The sequence below is a fragment of the Rhodothermus marinus genome, assembly GCF_009936275.1.
Taxonomy (GTDB): Bacteria; Bacteroidota; Rhodothermia; order Rhodothermales; family Rhodothermaceae; genus Rhodothermus; species Rhodothermus marinus_A.
Genome location: NZ_AP019797.1, coordinates 719,583 through 737,189 on the forward strand (window position 1 = coordinate 719,583; position 17,607 = coordinate 737,189).

A 17,607-nucleotide genomic window follows, 5' to 3' on the forward strand; every position below is an offset into this window, starting at 1 on the left:
ATCTGGTAGGGGCGCACCGCAGTGTGCGCCCGTGCTTTCTCACATGCAAAATGATTGCCCGGAAATCGTATGAGCAGCCGATGAAGACGCAGGTTACTGAAAGATTGCGGAGGCTCCGGGAGCTGAGCAGGCAGGTGTTGGGGCAGCGCAGTTTCTGGATACGAGCACTGCTGCTTCCGGGATTGGTTTTGCTCCTGCTGGTCGTGCTGCCCGTGTTGCTTGCCCAGACCCCCGTACCGTCGAGCCGTACCGGAGACGGCACCATCGATTCTCTTCGGCTGCTCCAGGCTTTTTTGCAGCAGCGGCTCGAAATGGCTCGCTCTCGGCAGGTAGGGCTGGTGGTCGATCTGCCGGCCCGACGCCTGACGCTGGAGATTGCCGGCTTGCCGGTACGTGAAGTGTCGATTCAACGACTGAGTGTACCGACAACGCTTCGAAAAATGGAAGCAACGGCCCATCCGTTCGTGTGGCGGGCTTATCGCGCTTCCATTCCACGTTATCCCATTACCGAGGTAGAGGCACCGGCCGATACGCTCGAAGCGCAGCAGCGGCCACCGATCCTGCCCCCGCGGGAGGATTCCGGGGGCGTCTGGGTCTACCTGGCATTCGATCGGGGTCTGGAGCTCTGGCTGCTGTCGCCGCCGACCAGCCTGAGCGAACGATTGGAACGCTGGTTTTTTGTCGGGCGCACGCACCTGTGGCGCGAAGCCCGACTTATCGCCGCGTTGTTGCAAGGCGACGCCACGATCCCGGTGCCCATCGTGCTGGAACTGCCGCCTGGTGATATTCGGGCGGTTTTCCGGGCCCTTCCGGACAGTGCCCGGTTGGCATTGCGTTACTGAGGCGACTCCGGCGTTCGAGCCACCGGCGTGCGCCGCAGATGCAGGCGGCGTCCCAGAGCCTCCGCCTTGCGCCGCATGTGCGCAAAGGAAGGCGCCAGCACCGGAATTGGATGGAGCAGAAAGAGCCCCAGTCGCAATAGCCAGAAGGGCCAGAGGATCAGATAGTTCAGCAGGCCAAACACCTGCAGGAACGTGAAGCCGGTGGTGGCGCCCAGGGCGATACAGGCCATCGCCGCTCCCAGCACCAGGCCACTCTGAGTCAGGCTGGTGGGCCAGACGGGCAGGCGATGCGCGATCCAGCTTACCACAAAAATCCACAGTCCGACTCCGGCCGTCTCCAGCCAGCCCCGGGGCATGCGTTCCAGCAGCAGCTGCAACCAGCCGCTCCAGCCACCCTGTAGCAGTCCCAGCGATCCGGAGGCCTCGCTGGCGGCTTCGCGCCACAGGCTGGTTTCGTAGTCAGCCTGCCAGAGACTGACAATAGCCGTCAGGGCAAAACCTACCTGTGCGACGCCGGCACTCCAGGTCAGGAGAGGGGAACTGGCCTGCAGGCGTTGATGAACCGCCGGGATCAGGGCCAGTCCCAGCAGCGCCATCAGGGCGAACAGGTAGTCAAACAGTAAGTGGGGCCAGAAAGGGATCGGAGATTGCTCATCCAGGGGCGGCATCCAAGCCGTCAGGGAGACACTGGCCACAAACAGCGCAGCCATAAGCAACGCACTATACCCACCCCACCGCTCCATACGCGCCGCGTACGTCATAGAAGCGTACACCTCCTGCCTTAAATGAATGCCTTCCGGCCGGGCCGTCCCTTGGTCCGTCTTCCCGAACGGACGCCGCACGTTGCCGCCCGGCGGGCCTTGTGCAGGCCGGGATCAGCCAACCGGAATCCTGCGGCAAGTACTGCAACCGCTGAAACGCGTACCCCCGGTGAAAGTTGAGCCGAGATTGCTCCGTTACGTGTTTTTTTCCGGCGGTTCGGCGGGCAAATCCAACCGATAGCCATATCCACGAATGGTGCGGATCACATTCTTGAGGCCATGTGCTTCCAGTTTCCGCCGCAGAAAATACATGTAAACGTCCACCATGTTGGTGCCGGTGTCGAATGTGATACCCCAGACGTGGGCCAGAATCTCGTGGCGAGAGCAGGCGACCCCGGGGCGCGAGAGCAAAAAGTCCAGCAGGGCAAATTCCCGGGGTGTTACCTCCACTTCTTGATCATCAATAAAGAAGCGATGGGCGGTGCGGTCAAGCCGCAGGCGTCCCACCTGTCGTACATCATGGGGAAGGGTGGCGGCTGTGGCTTCCAAACGAAGGTCGCGCACCAGCCGCTGATAGGCTACCTGGTGTGCCTGGATCAAAGCAGGCTGGAGGGGAAAGGTCAGGGCGGCGTCGGCGCCGGCTACCAGGGCGGCAATCTGGGCTTCCGGGCCGGTTCGGCACAGAGCAATCAGGGGAGCAGTAGCCTGACGACGCAGGTAAAAGCCCAGCGTGTTGATCAGCGGTGCCTGCGCCAGTTGCCAGTCCACCAGCACAGCACTGGCCTGTCGGGCGGTTTCCAGCAGCTGCTGCCCCTGTTCCGACAGAGTATGTTGTGGGCCGCCCAGCGCCTGCCATCCGAACACCCACAGTTCGTGCGGAGGCGGACAACTCAACTGGACCGCTGTTACCAGCAGCGGATCATCGGTGATCAAACACAGCCGAAGTGGGGCTGCAGGCGGGGTGGTCGTGGACCCGGTAACATTACTTGGCATAGGCGACCGAGCGCACCTCGCGAATGACCGTCACTTTGATCTGGCCCGGATACTGCATCTCGCTCTGGATCTTTTTCGAAATGTCGATCGCCAGCTGCTCGGCCTGGGCGTCGGAGACCAGGCTGTGGTTGACGATCACGCGCACCTCGCGTCCGGCCTGGATCGCGTAGACGCGCTCGACGCCCGGGAACGAGGCGGCCAATGCCTCGAGCTTTTCCAGCCGCTTGATATAGGCTTCCAGCGCCTCGCGACGGGCACCCGGACGTGCACCCGAAATGGCGTCGGCTGCCTGTACGATGGGCGCGATCAGCGTGGTCATTTCGATCTCGTCGTGGTGGGCACCCACCGCGTTGCACACCTCCGGATCTTCCTTGTACTTGCGGCAGAGTTCCATGCCCACCAGCGCATGCGGGCGGTCGATCTCTTCCTCGACGACCTTGCCGATGTCGTGCAGCAGCCCGGCACGGCGGGCTTTGTCGGCATCCAGACCCAGCTCGGCGGCGATCAGCGAGGCGATGCGGGCCGTCTCGATGGAGTGGGCCAGCAGGTTCTGGCCGTAGCTCGTGCGGTAGCGCATCCGGCCGATCAGTCGAATCAGCTCCGGATGCATGCCGTGCAGGTTCAGATCGATGACGGTCCGCTCGCCCGTCTCCATGATCTCTTCTTCGATCTCGGCCGTGGCCTTTTCGACCACTTCCTCGATGCGGGCCGGGTGGATGCGGCCGTCCTGGATCAGCTTGGTCAGCGCCAGGCGGGCGATCTCGCGACGGATCGGGTTGAAGGCCGAAAGGATCACCGCCTCGGGCGTGTCGTCGACGATCACCTCGACGCCGGTGGCCGCCTCGAAGGCGCGAATGTTACGACCCTCGCGCCCGATGATGCGGCCCTTCATCTCGTCAGACTGGATGTTGACCACCGAGACGGTGTTTTCGATGGCGTGGCTGGCGGCCGTCCGCTGAATGGCCGTCAGGATGATCTTGCGAGCCTCGCGGTTGGCTTTCATCCGGGCCTCGTCGCGGATTTCTTTGATCATGGAGGCCGCTTCCAGCTTGGCTTCTTCGACCATCTGCGCCATGAGCGCTTCCTTGGCCTCCTGGCGCGACATGCCCGCGATCTGCTCCAGCCGACGCAACTGCTCCTCCAGCGTCCGGTCCAGTTCGGCCTGTTTGACCGTCAGTTCTTCCTGCAGGCGGTTGACCTCGGCTTCCCGTTGCGCGAGCGCCTCCTGTTGGCGGCGCAGCGACTCGAACAGCGCCTGTGCCTGCTGATGAAGCGCTTCGGCCTGGCGGAAGTTGGCATCGGCCTCCCGGCGCAGTGCTTCGATGGCTTCGGCGGCCTTGGCCAGCGTTTTCTCGCGCTCGTTGACGCGGAACGTGCGGCGGTTCAGCGCCTCCTGGCGTTCGGCAAGGCGCTCCTGCGCCTGCTGCAGCGCCTTGCGGGCTTCGGCCTGTTCCTGCTCGAACGCCTGGCGTTCCCGCCGGAGCGCCTCTTGCGCTTTTTCCAGATGTTCCTGCTGGTAGGCCTGGGCTTGGGCCTCCGCTTCGGCCAGGATTTTTCGAGCCTGCTCCCGGGCGGATTGCAGGGAACGGGTCAGCAGCCATCTATCCAGTGCAATGCCGGCCCCTACAGCCAGAAGCGCCAGGCCGGCTATCCATAACAGTTCCATAGTCGTCCGGATTAAGCGTGAAGACGTCTGATAACGGTTAAGAAGGATTAAAAAAAGACGCCCCGACAGGTTCCGTAACCCTGCCGGGGCGTGGAAAAAATCCGGCCACAAACCTGCAGCCCGGGTTCAAGGAACCCCCTCATCGACACAGTGGGTGCCGCTCCGATCGTTCCGACTTCCTCGGCCCCTTCCGGTGCGGAAGGAGATCCCGACGAGGTCGGGACTGAGGCCTGTCGTCCGGATCGGAAGGAAGGCTCCCTCGCGTACAGGTGTTAGGTCCCTTTATTACGCGTGACTGCAGGCTTGCGCCGGCCTGCCTGATGCAGGCAGCGCCTTTATATTGCATCGCTGGCAGGCTGTTCCGGCGGGGTTGCGGAAGATTCCGGATGTTCCAGCAGCTCCAGCAGCTCCTGGATCGTTTCGTAGAGCGTTTCGTCCAGCTCCCGGAGCGCCTTCTGCGCTTCATGCAGCGCTTCGGCCAGCGAAAGCGCTACGATCACGGCGGCGGTCAGTTCGGACTGCTCCGGGTGTGCTTCCCGGAAGGCCCGCATTTTTTCCTCGACCATGGCGGCCAGGCGATACATCAACGCCTCGTCCTCCGCGCGCACCCGCAGCGGGTACCTGCGTCCCAGAATGGAGATCTGGATGGATTTTTCCAGCGCCATGGCCGCGCTTTTTGATCAGGAAGCCGCAGGCGGCGGGGTGCCGGCCGCACCGAGATCCTGCTCCAGGTAATAATCGACGGCCTCGATGAAGGCCTGTACCTTCTGACGGAGCACTTCCGGATCTTCCGGAAAGACGATGCGCGCGCCACCACCGCCCGGTGGCAGGGCCGGCATTTCGGCGGCCAGCGCGCCGAGCTGCTCGCGCAGTGCGTGCTGTGCTTCGCGCAGACGGGCCAGCTCGCGGGCCGTTTCCACGACGCGGTCGCGCAACTGCTCCAGCGCCTCCAGACTCCGCAGGTGAACCGGCCCGCTCCGGTGGGGCCGCCGATGCCGCCGTGATTTTTTGTTTTTGCGGTTGCCCATAGTTGCAGCCTGTTTCAACAGGCACAATATACGATCTCAACGGCGCAGTTGTGCACTGAAGCGGCGCTCGAGCTCGCGGACGATCGCCTCGACGCGGGCATCCACCTCTTCGTCGGTCAGTGTCCGGTCGGCGCCGAAGCGCAGCGAGAAGGCCACGCTCTTTTTGCCGGACGGGATGCGCTCGCCCTCGTACAGGTCGAAGACGCCCACGTGACGGAGCAGTTCGCCGCCGGCTTCCCGGATGGTTTCGAGCAGGGGACCGACCGGCTGGTCGCGATCGACGAGCACGGCCAGGTCGCGATCCACCTCGGGGAAGCGGCTGAAGGGCCGGTAGCGGCGCTGCTGGGCTGGGTGGGCGATCTCGGCAAAGGCATCCCAGTTCAGTTCGGCGTAGTAGAGCGGGGCACGCAGTTCATAGGCCTCCTGAAGCGCGTCCGAAAGGCGGGCCAGCGTGCCCAGCACACGCCCGTCGGCCACCAGGTTCATCTGATAGGCGGCCGTCGGCTCGGGCGATTCGGCCGGGACCAGCGCGATGCGGTCGCTCAGGTGCAGCGTGTCCAGCAGCGTTTCGACCAGCCCTTTGAGGTCGAAGAAGTCCGTCAGGCGCGGCTGCACGTCCCAGCCTTCGGGAGCGTGCGGGCCACTCAGTCCGATGATGAGCGCTTCGTGCTCGGCGAAGCCGGGCACGGGCGTGTCGGTGCGGTCCGTGCGGGCAAAGACGCGCCCGAACTCGAAGAAGCGCAGCACCTGCTGACCCCGGTTCTGGTTGTAGACGAGGGTCTGCACCAGACCGGGCAGGAGCGACGGTCGCAGCACGGCCATCTCGGCCGAGATGGGGTTGAGCGTTTCGACCAGATGCGGCGCGTCGGTCTGGTGGTCGGAACCCGAGGCGGGCACGAAGCGGCGCACCACCTCGCGTGGCAGCAGGCTGTTCGTGTAGATTTCCCGCAGGCCGAAGCCGGTCAGCAGTGTGCGCACGCGGCGACGCAGCGCCTGGGCCGGCGGCTCTTCGGGCACGCGCGCCGGTACGGAGAACGCCTCGGGCATGGGCAGCCGGTCGTAGCCGTGCACGCGGGCCACCTCTTCGATCAGATCGATCTCCTCGTGCACGTCCGGACGGTAGAGCGGCACCGTGCAGCGGAAGGCCTCGCCTTCCGGCTTCGGCTCGAAGCCCAGCCGATCCAGAATGCGTCGCACCTCGTCGGACGGGATCTCGGTGCCCAGCACGCGGGCCAGACGCGGCAGGCGCAGCGTCACGGTGCGCGGCTCGAACGACCGCACCTGCACGTCCACCACGCCGGGCACGATCTCGCCACCGGCCACCTCCACGATGAGTTGCGCGGCACGGGCGGCCGCCCAGCGCTGCAGGCCGGCATCGACCCCACGCTCGAAGCGGTAGGACGAATCCGTCTGCAGACCCAGCGCCTTCGAAGTGCGCCGGATGGTGGACGGATCGAAATAGGCGCTTTCGATGAGAATGTTCGTCGTGGTGTCGGTCACTTCGGAGTTTTCGCCGCCCATGATGCCGGCCAGCGCCACCGGCCGCTCGGCATCGCAGATCAGCAAAGCGCCTTCGGGAAGCTGACGGGTCTTGCCATCGAGCGTGGTGAACTGCTCGCCCGCGCGGGCCAGCCGCACGTGAATGCGCCCGCCGATCAGCCGGTCGAAGTCGAAGGCGTGCAGGGGCTGGCCGCACTCGTGCAGCACGTAGTTGGTCACGTCCACTACGTTGTTGATCGAGCGCAGGCCGATGGCGGCCAGGCGCTGGCGCAGCCAGAGCGGCGAGGGACCGATGCGCACGTTGCGCACCAGCAGCGCCACGTAGCGCGGACAGGCCTCCGGGGCGTCGATGGTCACCTGCACCTGACGGGCGGCCTCGCCGCCGGGTTCGGGCACGGCCACTTCGGGACGGCGCAATGGCCGGTCGAGCAGGGCCGACAGGTCGCGGGCCACGCCGAGGTGGCTGGCCGCGTCGGCCCGGTTGGGCGTCAGGCTGACTTCGAGCCGGTAGTCCGGTACCGTCAGGCCCTGTTGCTGCAGGTATTCGACAAAGGGCTGGCCGACGGGCGCATCGTCGGGCAGCACGAGGATCCCGCTGTGGTCGTCCGAGAGGCCGAGTTCGTCCTCGGCGCAGATCATGCCCTCGGACACCTCGCCCCGGATCTTCGTCTTGCGGATTGTGACAGGCTGGCGGTTGCCCTCGCGGTCGGTCAGCAGCAGCGTGGTGCCGGGGGTGGCGACGGCCACTTTCTGTCCGGCCGCCACGTTGGGCGCTCCGCAGACGATCGGGACCGGCTCGCCGCTCCCCAGATCGACGCGGCAGAGCGTCAGACGGTCGGCGTTGGGGTGGGGGCGTACCTCCAGCACCTGGCCGATCACCACGCCCTTAAGGTCGGTGCCCAGCGGCTCGACCTCTTCGACCTCCAGACCCAGGCCGATCAGGGCCTCGGCCAGCTCCGAAGGGGACAGGTCCAGGTCGATGTATTGCTGCAGCCAGCGGTAGGAGAGTTTCATCGCTTAAAATTGCTCCAGGAAACGCAGGTCGTTTTCGTAAAACAGCCGGATGTCGTCGATGCCGTAGCGCAGCATGGCGATGCGTTCGACGCCCATGCCGAACGCATAGCCGGTGTACTGCTCGGGATCGATGCCCACGGCGCGGAACACGTTGGGATGGACCATGCCGCAGCCGAGAATTTCCATCCACTGGCCGCCCTCGGGGTGGTCGGGCAGCGGCCACCAGATGTCCACCTCCGCGCTCGGCTCGGTGAAGGGGAAGAAGCTGGGGCGGAAGCGCATGCGCACGTCTTCGCCGAAGAGCGCCCGTGCGAACAGGTAGAGCACCTGCTTCAGGTCACCCATCGACACGTTTCGATCCACGTAGAGCCCTTCGACCTGGTGAAACAGGCAGAAGGACTTGTAGGAGACGGCCTCGTTGCGGTAGACGCGGCCCGGAGCGATGATGCGGATGGGCGGGGCCATCCGTTCCATCACGCGAATCTGCACGGGCGAGGTGTGCGTGCGGAGCACGACGGCCTCCTGATGGGAAGCGCCCTGGTGCAGGAAGAACGTATCCTGCATGTCGCGGGCCGGGTGGTCCGGCGGGAAGTTCAGCGCCGTGAAGTTGTGCCAGTCGTCTTCGATTTCCGGGCCTTCGGCCACCGAAAAGCCGAGCTGCTCGAAGACGCGGACGATGGCTTCGAGTGTCCGGGTCAGCGGATGGAGCGATCCGGTAAACGTGCGGCGGCCCGGTAGCGTCAGGTCGGGCACCTCGGTGCGAGGGCGGGCCGCCCGGCGCAGGCGGGCACGGGCTTCCTCCAGCCGCTGCTCGGCCAGCCGTTTCAATGCGTTCAGTTGCTGGCCGATGCGGGGACGCTCCTCGGGCGGGGCCTCCCGGATGCGCTTGAACAGGTGCGTGATCTGACCGCTGCGCTGTCCCAGAAAGCGAATGCGGAAGGCCTCGGCCGCCTCCTCCGAGTCGATGGGTGTGGTTTCGATGGCGTGGCGCAGCGCCTCGAGTTCTTCCTGCATGGAAAGCGTAGCCATGGCGTGTCCGGAAATAAGAAAGCCCGCCGGCCTGTAACAGGGGCGGGCTGGGGATTGCCTGCAGAACGTTCGGCGCCCCGGTTACAGGCCAGCGGCGCGAACGCGGAAAAATCGGATGGATGCCGACCGCTTCATGCCGAAACGGCGCGCACGATCTGGCTGAACGTGTTCGGATCGTTGACGGCCAGATCGGCCAGCACCTTGCGGTTCAACTGGATGTCCGCCTGGCGAACCGCGCCCATAAAGCGGGAGTAGGTGGTGCCGTTCTGGCGTGCGGCCGCGTTGATGCGGATGATCCACAGCCGCCGGAACTGGCGCTTGCGCTGGCGCCGGTCGCGGTAGGCGTACTGGAGCGCCTTTTCGACGGCATGCTTGGCAATCGTGTAGATCTTGCTCCGCCGGCCCCAGTAGCCCTTCGCCATGTTCAGGATCTTCTTACGCCGGCGGCGTGCCGCGACTTTATTCGTTGCGCGTGGCATGGCTCTCGTTCCCTCCTGGCTTATCCCTTAAGACCGATGTGCAGCAGGCGCCGGACGCGGCGTACATCCGTGGCGTCGACCAGCGCAGGCTGGCGCAGGTGACGCTTCCGCTTTTTGGACTTTTTGGTGAGCAGGTGGCTGTGAAACGCCCGCCGCCGCTTGATCTTACCGGTGGCGGTCACCTTGAACCGCTTCTTGGCGCCGCTGTTCGTTTTGACTTTTGGCATGGCTTCCGTACGTGCTGCACGCTTGCGACAGAACCAACAGAGTCGGCCATTATACGATCCAACCCACCGGTTCGGCAAGCCGACACGCCGAACCTCCCGTGGATGGCCGGGGAATTTTGGGTGAAACCTTTACTTTTTCTTCGTGGGTGAAAGAATCACCGTCATGCGCCGGCCCTCCATCTTGGGCGGCTGGTCGATTTTGGCAATGTCCTGGAGGGCCTCGATGAACCGGCGCAGCAGATCCAGTCCGGCATCCTGATAGATGATGTCACGCCCGCGGAACTGCACCCACGCTTTCACCTTGTGCCCGTCTTCCAGAAACTGGCGGGCATGGCGCGTTTTGAACTCGAAGTCGTGGGTGTCCGTGTGCGGACGAAAGCGGATCTCTTTGATCTGCTGAGCCAGTTGCTTTCGGCGCGCCTCTTTTTCTTTCTTCTGCTGTTCGTAGCGGAATTTTCCGTAGTCGATGATCTTGCAGACCGGTGGATTGGCGTTCGGGGCAATCTCCACCAGGTCCAGCCCGCGCTGGCGGGCCATTTCCAGCGCCTTTTTCAGATCGTAGATCCCGTGATTCCCTTCGGGGTCAACAACACGAACGCGAGGCGCGCGAATCTCCTCGTTGACCCGGAATTTGTCTGCCTTAGCGATAGCTCGTACCCTGGTTTGGTTAATGGATGAACAACGCCGATCGGGGCGGACTCACGCGCAGCATGTCCGTGAGTTCCGCCCGTGACGGGGCAAATTCACGCGTTTTCCGAAACGGTTGCACGTCGGGTGGCCGCTTCGATTTCGGCGCGGAGCCGCTCGATGAATTCCTCCACCGTGGCGGGGCCCTGGTCGCCCTCGCCGTGCTTGCGGACGGCCACCGTGCCGGCCTCCCGCTCGCGACGGCCGACGATCAGCATGTAGGGAATCTTCTGCACCTCGGCCTGGCGGATCTTGTAGCCGATCGTTTCCGTGCGGGTGTCCACCTCCACCCGGAAGCCAGCCTCCAGCAGCCGGCGGCCCACCGCTTCGGCGTAGTCGTTCAATTCGTCGCTCAGCGGGAGCACGGCCACCTGCACGGGCGCCAGCCAGAGCGGGAAGTTACCGGCGCAGTGCTCGATGAGCACGCCGATGAACCGCTCCAGCGAGCCGAACGGCGCCCGATGGATCATGACGGGCCGGTGCTTCTGGTTGTCGGCGCCGATGTAGTACAGGTCGAAGCGTTCCGGCAGGATGTAGTCGAGCTGGACGGTGCCGAGCTGCCAGCGGCGGCCCAGCGCATCGCGCACCATGAAGTCGAGCTTGGGCCCGTAGAAGGCCGCTTCACCCAGCTCTTCGGTGGCCTGCAGGCCCATTTCGGCGGCCGCCTCGCGGATGGCCTGTTCGGCCTGCGCCCAGAGCTCGTCGTCGCCCACGTACTTCTCGCGGTTGTTCGGATCGCGGAGCGAGATCTGGGCCTCGAATTCGTCGAAGCCCAGCGACCGGAAGACGTAAAGCGTCAGGTCGATGACGTTCTTGAATTCGTCCTTGACCTGATCCGGACGGCAGAAGATGTGGGCGTCGTCGATCGTAAAGCCGCGCACGCGCGTCAGGCCGCTCAGCTCGCCCGTCTGCTCGTAGCGATAGACCTGCCCGAACTCGGCCAGCCGGAGCGGCAGCTCCCGGTAAGAGCGGGGCCGGTCGGCGTAGATCATGATGTGGTGCGGGCAGTTCATCGGCTTGAGCAGATAGCCCTCGCCCGTCTCCGGATTTTCGATCATGGGCGGGAACTGGCTATCCTTGTAGTACGGATAGTGCCCGCTCGTCTTGTACAGCTCCAGCCGGGCGATATGGGGCGTAACCACGGGCTGGTAGCCCCGCCGGATCTGCTCCTCGCGCAGGAAATTGATCAGCGTCTCGCGCAGCGTGGCCCCGCGGGGTAGCCAGAGCGGCAGGCCCGGACCCACCTTCTGGCTGAAGGTGAACAGCTCCAGCTCGCGGCCCAGCCGGCGGTGGTCCCGCTTGCGGGCTTCTTCGAGCCGGTGCAGGTATTCGTCGAGTTCTTTTTTCTTGGGGAAGCTGATGCCGTAGATGCGGGTGAGCTGGGGCCGGCGCTCGTCGCCGCGCCAGTAGGCGCCCGCGACGTTGAGCAGCTTCACGTGCTTGATGTAGCCCGTCGAAGGCAGATGCGGCCCGCGGCACAGGTCGGTGAAGTTGCCCTGGCGGTAGAAAGTGATCGTGCCGTCTTCGAGTTCTTCGATCAGCTCGACCTTGTAGGGATCGCCTTTCTTTTTGAAGTACTCCAGGGCTTCCTGTTTGGAGACCGGAATGCGCTCGTAGGGCACGTCGCGGCGGGCCAGCTCCCGCATTTTTTCCTCGATGCGGGCCAGGTCCTCGGCCGAGAGCTTGCGGCCGCCCAGGTCCACGTCGTAGTAGAAGCCCTGCTCGATGGGCGGGCCGATGCCAAACTTGACGCCTGGGTACAGGGCCTCCAGCGCCTCGGCCATCAGGTGCGCCGTCGAGTGCCAGTAGACGGCCTTCCCTTCCGGGTCCTCCCAGGTCAGGATGCGCACGCGGGCGTCCTCTTCAATGGGACGGGTCAGGTCGCGTACCTCGCCGTTGACCTCGATGGCCAGCGCTTCGCGGGCCAGACGCGGTGAGATCTGCTCGGCCAGCTCGCGGCCGGTGATGCCTTTGGGGAAGGTACGCTCCGATCCGTCCGGAAACGTGATGCGAATAACCTCGCGCTGTTGTCCGTTGCCTGCCATCGTCACTCCGGTTTGCATGGCCTTTTCTACCCGCAACCTTGCAGGGATGCTCCCGGCCGCGCTCAGGTTGTAACCTGTCGGGCAATGCTTCCGTAGACCGGGCCGTTCCTGAAGAGGCCTTCCGATTGGTGCCCACCGTCAACCCGCCCTCCTTTGCGATGAAGTCCTGCCGTATGCTGGTTGTGGGGCTGTGTTTGGGGCTTGTGGGAGTGTTGCAGGCACAGCCGCGCCAGGCTCCGACGCTTCGTGCCGTTCGCCTTACGGGTTCCGTAGAACTGGACGGCCACGTCGAAGAAGCCGCCTGGCGACAGGCGCCGGCCGCCACCGACTTCTGGCAGCGTGAGCCGCACGACGGCCAGCCGGCCACCGAGCGCACCGAGGTGCGTGTGCTCTATGACGACGCGGCGCTGTACGTGGCGTTCGTGTGCTACGACCGCGAGACGGACCGGATTCTGCGGCGGCTGGCCCGCCGGGATCGTGTCGTGCCCGCCGACTGGGTGGGTGTGCTGATCGACAGCTACCGGGATCGCAAGACCGCCTTTGCCTTTCTCGTCAATGCGGTCGGCACGAAGGCCGACTTTCTTATTCTGAACGACGGCAACGACGAGGATTTCAACTGGGACGCGCTCTGGGAGGCGCGCGTCGCCATGCGACCCGACGGCTGGAGCGCAGAGTTTCGGATTCCGTTCACCGCCCTGCGCTTCAGCCGGTCCGACACGTTGCGCTGGGGAATCAACTTCGGCCGGATCATCGGGCGAAAGAACGAGCAGGTCTTCTGGGCCTATGTGCCCCGGACTTCGGGCGGCTTTGTGTCCCGATTCGGCACGCTCGAAGGGCTCGAAGGTATTCGACCGTCCCGGGCACTGCTGCTGACGCCGTATGCGGTAGCAGGGGGCACGCACTGGAGCCGTGACCTGACGCCGCGCTATCTGGATCCGATCAGCCCCACCTTCCGGCTGGGCGGCGACGTGCAGTACAACCTGACCAACAACACCATCCTGAACCTGACGGTCAATCCGGACTTCGGCCAGGTCGAGCTGGACGAGGTGGTGCTCAACCTGACGGCCTTCGAGACCTTCTACCCGGAAAAACGGCCCTTTTTTCTCGAAGGCACTTCGATCTTTCAGACGGTAGGAGCGGACGACGACGGGGATTTACGAACCTATCTCTTCTACTCGCGGCGGATCGGTCGGCAGCCGCAGGGCTACTACAGCCTGCCCGACACCGGGGACGTCGAGGACTGGCGGGTGGTGGAGAATCCGTCGGCCGTGCCCCTTCTGGGCGCGGTCAAGCTCACCGGAAAAACGGCCAATGGCTGGGCCTTCGGGTTGCTGGATGCGCTCACGCAGCGTACCTACGCCACGTTTGCGCACGTCAACGGCGGGCGGCAACGCATTCGCACCGAGCCGCTGGCGAACTACACGGTCGCCCGCATGCAGCGTGAGCTACCCGCGCCCGGCTCCTACGTGGGGCTCATCGGCACGGCCACCTGGCGCGAGGCAGGCCCGGTGCGGCAGGCCTACACGAGCGGGCTTGACTGGCGCTGGAATCCCTGGGACTACGGGCTGGTCACCGAAGGACTCTTCTCCTTCAGCCGCCGTCAGCGCCCGGACGCACCGCCCCGCGTGGGCTACCAGGGGCAGGCACGTATCGGATCGCTTCGCCACCCGTACGTCGTGGGCGTGGTGGGCGCCAACTTCGCCACCCGGGACTACGACCCCAACGACGTGGGCTTCCACACGATGACCAACGTTGCCATCACCTACATCTGGACGCAGTTTCGCTATCTGCGCCCGTGGGGACCGATGCTCCAGGTGCGCCTGAATCAGAACTACTGGTGGGTGTACCGGCTCGATCCCTGGCTGCACCTGAGTCGGGGCATCAGCCCGAACCTGCACCTTCAATGGCGGAATTTCTGGTGGACCCGGCTCGGGCTGAACGTGGAGTCCGAAGGGTGGGATCTGTACGAATCGCGCGGCGCCGGGCTCTTTCGCCGGGCGTTGAGCTGGAACCTCTGGATGGGGGTTTCGACGGACGAACGCCGACCGGTGGTGTTGTATGCGAACGGTAACTACCGCGCCGATCGGTATGGCGGGCGGGCCTGGGGCGTCGGACTGGAGGCCGTCGTGCGACTGAGCGAACGCACCGATCTGGCCGTGAATCCCGGTCTGGGCTTTCGGCGCGGGGAAGTGGCCTGGGCGCGGAACGTCGAAGACCTGGAGGCGCCCGGCGCGCTCACCAGCGTGTTCGGGCGGCGCGACGTGGACCGCTTCAACCTGAGACTCCGAGGATCGCACACGTTCACGCGCGATCTGACGCTACAGGGTTACCTGCAATGGTTCTGGGCTCGGGGGCATTACCGGAACTTCCAGAAACTGGGCGATGATGGCCGACTGGCCCCGCTGGCGGTGCCGTACGATCGCACACGCTACGGCAACCCCGATTTCCAGCAGGGTACGCTGAATGTCAACCTGATCCTGCGCTACGAATATCGGCCGGGCTCGACGCTCTACGTGGTCTGGACCTGGGGCCAGCAGGACTGGAGCGCGCAGGGCACGATGGACGTCCGGGAGGCTGCGCAGCGACTGCTGGAGCGCTCGCCCACCAGCGTGCTGCTGGTGAAGTGGACCTACACCTGGGGCGCCTGAAAATGAAAAGGGCGGAGGCTTTACGCGTCCGCCCTTCAGGGTGGGTCCTAGTGGATTCGAACCACTGACCTCCACGATGTCAACGTGGCGCTCTAACCAACTGAGCTAAGGACCCACGGCGCACCGGAAAGATAGCGTGCCCGGTGCGGGCATTTCAAGCCACAAGTCGGCCGCGAGGTTCCCGGATCGGCTGCTTTCACAATAACTCAGACAAGGAAGCCCACGGCTTCAGCCGGGGAGGAATTGCTCCATACCCGTGACATACCGTTGACACCAGCACACAATACCTTCCCACAAACGCTCGCCGCCATGCAGACGCTGACGCTCCGCACCCGGCTTGAGCCCACGCCCGCGCAAGCCGACGCCCTCCAGGAAACCCTCGAGTGCTTTGCGCAGGCGTGCAATCTGACGCTGGAGGTAGCCCGTGCATGCCGCACCTTCAGCAAGTTCAAACTCCAGCGGCTCGTCTACGGACAACTCCGCGCGCTGGGCCTGTCGGCCAACCTGGCCATTCGGGCCATCGCCCGCGTGGGCCATCGCAAAGGCCATCGTGCAAAGCACTACCGTCCCACCTCCTGCGACTATGACCAACGCACGCTCTCGCTGCGAGGCGAAAGCGTCAGCCTTTCGACCACGCGCGGGCGGCTGCGCATTCCCATGCGGTTGAGTCCGTATCATCGCTACTGGCTTGCTCGGGCGCGCAGCGTGCAGGGTGGGAGGCTGCGTCGCGACCGACGCGGGCGCTGGTATGTCCACCTGACCGTTCGCGTTGCGGTGCCGGAAGCATTGCCGACCGGTCGGGTGGTGGGCGTCGATCTGGGGCAACGTCACCTGGCGGCGCTTTCGACGGGCGAGCGTCTGTCCGGGGGCGCGCTCAAGACGAAGCGGCTCCACTACCGCGCAAAACGCGCCGAGGTTCGCTTGAAGCTGGATCGCCCTTCCGAACGCACCCGGTCGCTGAGGCGGCTGTGGGCACGGCTTTCGGGGAGGGAGCGGCGCTTTGTGCGGCAGGTGCTGCATGAGGCGAGTCGCCGCATTGTGGACGGCCTTGCACCCGGCGATGTGCTGGCGATCGAAGACCTTCGCGGTCTTCGCGGACGTACGAAGCGAAAGGGCAAAGCGCGCCACCTGCACCAGTTGTGGCCGTACGGTTTGTTTCGGCACTTGCTGGAATACAAGGCGCGGCTCAAGGGGGTGCGGATGGTGGTGGTTGACCCGGCGCATACGAGCCAGACATGTCCGCGTTGTGGGCACGTTGATCGACGCAATCGTCGGAGTGGACGGCTGTTTCGGTGCCGGGCGTGTGGATTTCAGCACAATGCGGACATGGTGGCGGCGCTGAACCTTGCCCGAAGAGCGGGCTCTGAGGGCATGGGTCGTTGTCAGCCGGCCCCTGGTGCTATCCCGGCCGGTGGTCGGGAGGGCAAGCCCACGACTTCAGTCGTGGGTAGCTGACAGAAAGCCTACGCGGGGGCGTTCGTATCTTGTCGGAAGCGTAGCAGGCCGAATCGTATGGGACTGACGCCGCGCTTTACGCACCCGTGGAACCTGTCGCCGGCCGAGGCGCAGGCGCTGCAGCGAAAGCTGGCCCGCCGGGTCCGCTTCGAGGTACCGGAACGGATGGAGACGGTGGCCGGGCTGGACATAAGCGTGCGGGGCGAGCAGGGGCGGGCAGCCGCCGTCGTCTGGCATGTGGCCGAGCAACAGGTGCTGGAGCGTGCCGTCGCCGAAGGCAGGGTGTCGTTTCCCTACGTGCCCGGACTGCTCAGCTTCCGGGAAGTGCCGTTGCTGCTGGAGGTACTGGCGCAGCTCCGCACCACACCGGACGTGCTCATGGTGGACGGACAGGGACTGGCGCATCCCCGCCGATGCGGACTGGCCACCCACCTGGGTGTGCTGCTCGATCATCCGGCCGTAGGCGTGGCCAAGTCGCGCCTGTTCGGGCGCCACGCAGAGCCCGGTCCAGAGAAGGGAAGCTGGACGCCTCTTTACGACGACGGCGAGGTGATCGGGGCCGTGGTACGTACACGCACGGGCGTACGGCCCGTGTACGTGAGCGTGGGACACCGCATGACGCTGGAGGCCGCCGTGGCGTTGACCCTTCGCTGCACGACCCGCTACCGCCTGCCGGAACCCACCCGTCTGGCCGATCAGCTCAGTAGAGCTTGATACGATTGCCCCACTGTCATGGCGCATGTGTGTGGAGTCTTCGGATCATACCCCATTTCTCGGGCCCAAAGCACACTGCGGCGTGTCCCTAGCAGAGTCATTTTCCCTATCCCGTAGGGGCGGCCCCCTGTGTCCAACCTGTCGTGCCCGCAGTTCATTTCTCCGACACCTGTGGTGTTGTGCCTCATGTACCGGAGAATGGACGGCCCCATAAGCAAGGACCCTTCCAGGTAAAAAGCAGGGGGCTCGGTGAAGGGTTGTCGCTCTTTATGGTAGAAGTCATCCGGAAAATAAGTCCAGGGAATTCGCGATTTCGACTTTGCATAGCGTTTCGCTGAGCTTTATAGTCTGCCGTTTGAAGCACAACCCACGCGCTTGTAGTCCGGCACGGAGCGAAGCGGAGTGCTGTCCCGGGTGGACGCGACTACGGCTGGCGCCTTCCTGCAAACACGTGCTTCTGAGACACAGCGCAAAGCGCCAGCTTACCGGATCTCCCTTTGTTTTCCGGATAAGTTCTAC

Annotated in this window: 15 protein-coding genes and 1 tRNA gene; 4 read left to right on the forward strand and 12 right to left on the reverse strand. The window is 64.7% G+C overall.

All coding sequences use genetic code 11. From position 1 onward, the window contains the following. Positions 1-80: 80 nt before the first annotated feature. Positions 81-842: a hypothetical protein gene (locus tag GYH26_RS03215; protein ID WP_242006572.1), complete on the forward strand. Its 762-nt coding sequence runs from the start codon at positions 81-83 to the stop codon at positions 840-842. Here the strand turns inward: GYH26_RS03215 and GYH26_RS03220 are convergent. The 11 genes from GYH26_RS03220 to thrS all read right to left on the reverse strand — a co-directional run bounded on the left by GYH26_RS03220 (position 836) and on the right by thrS (position 12,289). Further along, a complete protein-coding gene (locus GYH26_RS03220; RefSeq protein ID WP_242006573.1) occupies positions 836-1,552 on the reverse strand; it encodes a hypothetical protein in 717 nt (238 codons plus the stop codon). The genes GYH26_RS03215 and GYH26_RS03220 overlap by 7 nt on opposite strands. Positions 1,553-1,798: 246 nt before the next feature. Continuing rightward, positions 1,799-2,596, reverse strand: coding sequence for a winged helix-turn-helix transcriptional regulator (locus GYH26_RS03225; protein WP_161540470.1), 798 nt, complete (start codon positions 2,594-2,596; stop codon positions 1,799-1,801). Continuing rightward, positions 2,586-4,262, reverse strand: coding sequence for a ribonuclease Y (rny, locus tag GYH26_RS03230; RefSeq protein ID WP_161540471.1), 1,677 nt, complete (start codon positions 4,260-4,262; stop codon positions 2,586-2,588). The genes GYH26_RS03225 and rny overlap by 11 nt, the downstream gene beginning before the upstream one ends. A gap of 335 nt (positions 4,263-4,597) precedes the next feature. After that, the gene (locus GYH26_RS03235; RefSeq protein ID WP_161540472.1) at positions 4,598-4,927 is read right to left on the reverse strand and encodes a cell division protein ZapA; all 330 of its coding nucleotides are present in this window, start codon (positions 4,925-4,927) and stop codon (positions 4,598-4,600) included. 15 nt (positions 4,928-4,942) lie between these two features. Beyond that, positions 4,943-5,290 carry a hypothetical protein gene (locus tag GYH26_RS03240; RefSeq protein ID WP_161540473.1) on the reverse strand — a complete coding sequence of 116 codons (348 nt, stop codon included), beginning with the start codon at positions 5,288-5,290 and terminating at the stop codon, positions 4,943-4,945. A gap of 36 nt (positions 5,291-5,326) precedes the next feature. Beyond that, positions 5,327-7,804: a phenylalanine--tRNA ligase subunit beta gene (gene pheT, locus GYH26_RS03245; RefSeq protein WP_161540474.1), complete on the reverse strand. Its 2,478-nt coding sequence runs from the start codon at positions 7,802-7,804 to the stop codon at positions 5,327-5,329. 3 nt (positions 7,805-7,807) lie between these two features. Continuing rightward, positions 7,808-8,818 (reverse strand): phenylalanine--tRNA ligase subunit alpha, encoded by a 1,011-nt coding sequence (pheS, locus tag GYH26_RS03250; RefSeq protein ID WP_014066288.1) that lies wholly within the window; start codon positions 8,816-8,818, stop codon positions 7,808-7,810. Between the two features lie 146 nt (positions 8,819-8,964). Next, positions 8,965-9,312, reverse strand: coding sequence for a 50S ribosomal protein L20 (gene rplT / locus GYH26_RS03255; protein ID WP_054683859.1), 348 nt, complete (start codon positions 9,310-9,312; stop codon positions 8,965-8,967). A gap of 20 nt (positions 9,313-9,332) precedes the next feature. Continuing rightward, positions 9,333-9,539: a 50S ribosomal protein L35 gene (gene rpmI / locus GYH26_RS03260; protein ID WP_012843133.1), complete on the reverse strand. Its 207-nt coding sequence runs from the start codon at positions 9,537-9,539 to the stop codon at positions 9,333-9,335. Between the two features lie 129 nt (positions 9,540-9,668). Beyond that, the gene (gene infC, locus GYH26_RS03265) at positions 9,669-10,211 is read right to left on the reverse strand and encodes a translation initiation factor IF-3 (RefSeq protein ID WP_014066289.1); all 543 of its coding nucleotides are present in this window, start codon (positions 10,209-10,211) and stop codon (positions 9,669-9,671) included. Positions 10,212-10,282: 71 nt separating this feature from the next. Beyond that, the gene (gene thrS, locus GYH26_RS03270) at positions 10,283-12,289 is read right to left on the reverse strand and encodes a threonine--tRNA ligase (protein ID WP_174238065.1); all 2,007 of its coding nucleotides are present in this window, start codon (positions 12,287-12,289) and stop codon (positions 10,283-10,285) included. 140 nt (positions 12,290-12,429) lie between these two features. On the opposite strand from thrS, the gene GYH26_RS03275 reads away from it, so the two are divergent. Further along, on the forward strand, positions 12,430-14,919 hold the full coding sequence (locus tag GYH26_RS03275; protein ID WP_161540476.1) for a DUF5916 domain-containing protein: 2,490 nt from the start codon (positions 12,430-12,432) through the stop codon (positions 14,917-14,919). 41 nt (positions 14,920-14,960) lie between these two features. On the opposite strand, the gene GYH26_RS03280 is transcribed toward GYH26_RS03275, so the two are convergent. Next, positions 14,961-15,034, reverse strand: a tRNA-Val gene (locus GYH26_RS03280). Between the two features lie 194 nt (positions 15,035-15,228). Between GYH26_RS03280 and GYH26_RS03285 the strand changes: the two genes are divergently transcribed. Then, a complete protein-coding gene (locus GYH26_RS03285; RefSeq protein ID WP_161540477.1) occupies positions 15,229-16,374 on the forward strand; it encodes an RNA-guided endonuclease InsQ/TnpB family protein in 1,146 nt (381 codons plus the stop codon). A gap of 57 nt (positions 16,375-16,431) precedes the next feature. Then, on the forward strand, positions 16,432-17,088 hold the full coding sequence (gene nfi, locus GYH26_RS03290) for a deoxyribonuclease V (RefSeq protein ID WP_161540478.1): 657 nt from the start codon (positions 16,432-16,434) through the stop codon (positions 17,086-17,088). The last annotated feature ends 519 nt before the right edge of the window (positions 17,089-17,607 follow it).

What these genes read in the sequence shown, in the direction of transcription:
- GYH26_RS03215 (WP_242006572.1), top strand. Translation starts at nt 81, where the DNA reads ATGAAGACGCAGGTTACTGAAAGATTGCGGAGGCTCCGGGAGCTGAGC.
- GYH26_RS03220 (WP_242006573.1), bottom strand. Translation starts at nt 1,552, where the DNA reads ATGGCTGCGCTGTTTGTGGCCAGTGTCTCCCTGACGGCTTGGATGCCG.
- GYH26_RS03225 (WP_161540470.1), bottom strand. Translation starts at nt 2,596, where the DNA reads ATGCCAAGTAATGTTACCGGGTCCACGACCACCCCGCCTGCAGCCCCA.
- rny (WP_161540471.1), bottom strand. Translation starts at nt 4,262, where the DNA reads ATGGAACTGTTATGGATAGCCGGCCTGGCGCTTCTGGCTGTAGGGGCC.
- GYH26_RS03235 (WP_161540472.1), bottom strand. Translation starts at nt 4,927, where the DNA reads ATGGCGCTGGAAAAATCCATCCAGATCTCCATTCTGGGACGCAGGTAC.
- GYH26_RS03240 (WP_161540473.1), bottom strand. Translation starts at nt 5,290, where the DNA reads ATGGGCAACCGCAAAAACAAAAAATCACGGCGGCATCGGCGGCCCCAC.
- pheT (WP_161540474.1), bottom strand. Translation starts at nt 7,804, where the DNA reads ATGAAACTCTCCTACCGCTGGCTGCAGCAATACATCGACCTGGACCTG.
- pheS (WP_014066288.1), bottom strand. Translation starts at nt 8,818, where the DNA reads ATGCAGGAAGAACTCGAGGCGCTGCGCCACGCCATCGAAACCACACCC.
- rplT (WP_054683859.1), bottom strand. Translation starts at nt 9,312, where the DNA reads ATGCCACGCGCAACGAATAAAGTCGCGGCACGCCGCCGGCGTAAGAAG.
- rpmI (WP_012843133.1), bottom strand. Translation starts at nt 9,539, where the DNA reads ATGCCAAAAGTCAAAACGAACAGCGGCGCCAAGAAGCGGTTCAAGGTG.
- thrS (WP_174238065.1), bottom strand. Translation starts at nt 12,289, where the DNA reads ATGCAAACCGGAGTGACGATGGCAGGCAACGGACAACAGCGCGAGGTT.
- GYH26_RS03275 (WP_161540476.1), top strand. Translation starts at nt 12,430, where the DNA reads ATGAAGTCCTGCCGTATGCTGGTTGTGGGGCTGTGTTTGGGGCTTGTG.
- GYH26_RS03285 (WP_161540477.1), top strand. Translation starts at nt 15,229, where the DNA reads ATGCAGACGCTGACGCTCCGCACCCGGCTTGAGCCCACGCCCGCGCAA.
- nfi (WP_161540478.1), top strand. Translation starts at nt 16,432, where the DNA reads ATGGGACTGACGCCGCGCTTTACGCACCCGTGGAACCTGTCGCCGGCC.